Origin of the sequence: Chryseobacterium sp. 2TAF14 (assembly GCF_052115105.1) — a bacterium.
In the GTDB taxonomy this organism is placed as follows: domain Bacteria; phylum Bacteroidota; class Bacteroidia; order Flavobacteriales; family Weeksellaceae; genus Chryseobacterium.
Map to the genome: position 1 here is coordinate 1 of NZ_JBFRGA010000214.1, position 3928 is coordinate 3928.

3 protein-coding genes are annotated in these 3928 nt (G+C 35.6%); all 3 read left to right on the forward strand.

Annotated elements, in window-relative coordinates; all coding sequences use genetic code 11:
* Positions 1–177 precede the first annotated feature (177 nt).
* Positions 178–966: a fimbrial biogenesis chaperone gene (locus tag AB4Y90_RS16075; protein WP_441558589.1), complete on the forward strand. Its 789-nt coding sequence runs from the start codon at positions 178–180 to the stop codon at positions 964–966.
* On the forward strand, positions 959–1987 hold the full coding sequence (locus tag AB4Y90_RS16080) for a hypothetical protein (protein ID WP_441558590.1): 1029 nt from the start codon (positions 959–961) through the stop codon (positions 1985–1987). The genes AB4Y90_RS16075 and AB4Y90_RS16080 overlap by 8 nt, the downstream gene beginning before the upstream one ends.
* A 106-nt stretch (positions 1988–2093) precedes the next feature.
* A partial coding sequence (locus AB4Y90_RS16085; protein ID WP_441558591.1) for a COG1470 family protein occupies positions 2094–3928 on the forward strand: 1835 nt, incomplete at its 3' end.

Here is a 3928-nt window from a genome sequence, read left to right on the forward strand (position 1 = left end):
ATATAAAGGAGCTGGTGCAAATGCTTACTTAGATAATTATGTTGCGGGTCAGGATCCTACAGTTTATACAACAGAATTAACTTATACGATTGTTAGCCAATAACAAACTATAACTATAGAATATTATAGTGTCACAATTTATTTGTGACACTTTTTATGCAATTAAAAAACACCATCATGAACAAAATCACCTTACTTTTTTTATTTCTGATGATACAGATCAGTGCGCAGACAGGTATTTCGGTTTCTCCGCCGAGAGTATATTTTGAATCGGCTGCAGGATCCAGTACCACGCAAAAAATAACGGTTACCAATGTAAGTACGAAAAATACATTAGACCTTTCGGTAAGTTTAGGTGATTGGGATTATGATGAAAAAGGTGAAAACATGATGTATGCAGCCGGTACTTTGAAAAACTCTTGTGCAAGCTGGATCACTATTAATAAAAATGACAATTACTTCAGCCTGGCTCCCGGAGAAAGAAAGGATCTTGAAGTAACAATTACGCCACCCGCCAATCAGGACAAGCTTGCAGCACATACTGCCGTATTATTTGTAAGCCAGATGAACCCGGTGGACGATGTAGACAACAAAGGAGCAAAAATTAAAGTAAGTATCCGTTCAGGAATTAAGATATTCCACAGAACGCCGGATATTATCAAAAGAAAAGTGGAAATCCAGGATCTGAAATTTGACAGTGCAAAAAAAATACTGAATCTTACTTTTGAAAACCAGTCAGAGCTTTGGACTGATGGAAAAATCATCACAGATATCATCAATACAAGCACGGGTAAAAAGATTACAATAGACCCTATTATATTTTATACACTACCGGGAAACATCCGCAAAGTAAGTATTCCTGTACAAAATTTGACAGAAAAAGGCTCATATAATGTGTCGGTTATGATTGATTATGGAGATAATGAAACATTAGAAATGGGAGAATTAAATTTTAATTATGAATAAAGTATTAATCGCTCTATTCATTCCAATATCCATGATAATTGATGCGCAGGTTTCTTTTACTTCTTGGACGAACAGTTATTTGCAGGTAAATTCTTACAACGGGAACAACAATCCTGATGCATATACTGTAACATTTGCAGCCAACGGTAATTTAGATATGCCTTACTGGAAGCTTTCTGCAACACTTAAGCAACCGATTACATCTACAGACGGGCAATATACAATTCCGGGAAATAAAATTTCTTTTCAGCCCATATCTTCAATCGGGCAGGCTTATCCTGACCCTACTCCATCGTTGGCGCAGATAGGAGTTCCGCCCAATGTATTTTTACAGGAAAATGCAGAAGTTTTTCTGGTTCCGCAATCAAATGCTCCATTATACAATATGCCTGCTTCGCCAAACGGTTATTATAATCTTCAGATTAAATTTGGAATTACCATAATGGGTGGTGCTTATTTAGGAACATATCCGGCGTGGACGAGGTTTGTGGCTCCTGTAGAATTTACAGCTTACGACCAATACAACAACGTAATGGGGAAAGTAAATCATACTTTTGATTTTCATATTGCTAATTTGACCGGAACACCGCCTGTAACGCAGGAAATGTCTTTAAAAGTAAATATGAATGCAGCAAACGGTCTTCTTGAATTTAACAGTATGCAGGATTACAACAACGGAAACAGCGTAGTATATCCTAGTGGATTGGAAATTAAAACGAATACAAATTTCCAGATCAAAGTGAGGTCATTACAAAGTCATTTGTTATCTAATATCGGAAACTATTCTATTCCTGTAGGTGCAGTACATCTTACGTTACAGCCTGTAGGACAAAGCAGTCAGACAATTTTCCCGATAGCATTAAGTACAGCAAGCCAAACTCTTGCAAAAGGAAATGTATCTCAGAATACAACTTACAATTACGACATCAAATATTTTACATTGCCGCAAGACGAGCAACTAATTAACGCTAAGCCTACCGAGTATTCTACTACACTGCAGTACGAGATTACTCCTCAATAAAATTTAAAAGATGCYTTTTTTAAGCAGAAGATTTTTGTTCACATTTTTTATCGTTTTATTCAGCAGCATTTTTATAAATGCACAAAAAACTGAATCAAATATTACGATGGAAATTGAACAGGAAAGTTCGCCAACCCGTACCAGACTTTTAAATCTTGTTGTAGCTATTCAAAATTCAGGCGCAAATAATTTTAGCGGAAAACTACAGTTTGATTGCCCGAAAGGTTTTAAAGTTATTTCCGGTGAAGAGCCAGTAATAGAACTTAAACCTTACGAAAAGAAGTACTTACCTGTAAGAATTATTATAGAAACTGATGCTAAAGCAGGATCTTCACCCATAAAAATCAGGTTGCTTGATCAGCTTGGAATTTTAATTACCGAAAGAATTAAAGAGCACGTTATTGATGTTAATAATGAATTGAATTTATCTGTTCTGAATGCCCCTATTTACAGGTCTTCCGGTCAGGAACCCATAACTGTAAAAATAAGAGTAGGCAATTCGGGAAACATATCGCAGGATATTACTTTGGTCTGTAAAATCCCTGATCCGGAGAATGGAAATCAGTTTTTGGAGCAGCAAGCGGTAATTAATGTAAAAAAAGATTCTATTTTTACTTTTACTTATCAGCCTTCAAATGGTTTATCAAGATTATCAAATTTTTCGATAAATATTTCCGGTTTTAGAAACCCGGACAAAGAAATATTCAATTCGGCAACTGTTTTTGTACAGAATATTTCAAGTGTTCAGAAATATCAGGATCCACAGTTTAATAATTTTGCCGAAGAAACAAAAAATCAGATCACCGCTTCATACCGAAAGGTAGGAGAAAATATCGACATGTATCAGCTGATTGGTACAGGTGGATTGAATTTGCCTTCAGGATATCTTTTTATGAGAGGAAATATTGCACTTCTCAACAGCCAGCAACAACCTTTGGTAACCAATACCAATGTTATCCTTCAGCAAGGCAAAAACCAATACAGTATCGGAAGTGTAAATAAGTTATTAGAAATGACCCTTGTAGGAAGAGGTGCAGAATACAGTCATACTTTCGGAAATGACAAAAAACTGGAAGTTGGCTTTGTTGATCAGAATTTTAATCTTGTCGAAAAAAACAGCTTCTTAAAAAACGGCTACGGTTTTTTCACCAAAGGAACACTGAATGCCAACAACAGCACCAAAAATCTCTCTGCAGCCTATATTTACCGTTATGATCCGTTTGAAAAAAGTAAACACAATATTCTGGGAACAGAAGCCAATTATGCTTTTGACAAAATATGGAGCATGAATGCAAAAGTAAATGCGGGATTAAGCTCTTATGAAACTCAGGACTTTACAAAACCGTCTTTCTCTGCAGAATCTAATTATATAGGGGCTTTTAAAGATTATAATCTTAACGGAAATTACTTTTTCAGTTCCGGATATTACCCGGGAAACAGGCGAGGAAGTGTGCTCTTGCAGCAGAATGTTTCTAAGAATTATAAAAATTACAACTTTTTCGGTAACGTTATATTCGCTAATTTTTCACCAAAATATTATTTTTTTGACCGACCTCAGTCTTCTGAAAACACAAGAATTGAATTGGGAACTAAATTTCCGAGGGTAAAAAACATCAGCTTCGGGATTTTTTATCAGTACCAAAACGAAAACTCAAACAGTTACAATAATTTTTTTGGAAGCTGGGAAAATAGTGAATTGCTGAATCTTACCGCAAACAGACTTGTAGAGCAGATTTCATGGTCAGATTACAAAACCAGACAATCTGCAGTCTTTGYATTTGAAACAGGGTTTGTAAAGTACCCGTTTTATGACGACCAAAATTTTCAGATGAAACTGAATGGAAATTACAGCTTCAGAAATTTCAATATCAATGCAATTTATCAAACCGGAAGTTACTATTTGTCAGAGTTTGCTTTTTCTCATTTAGCAGCACCCAATAC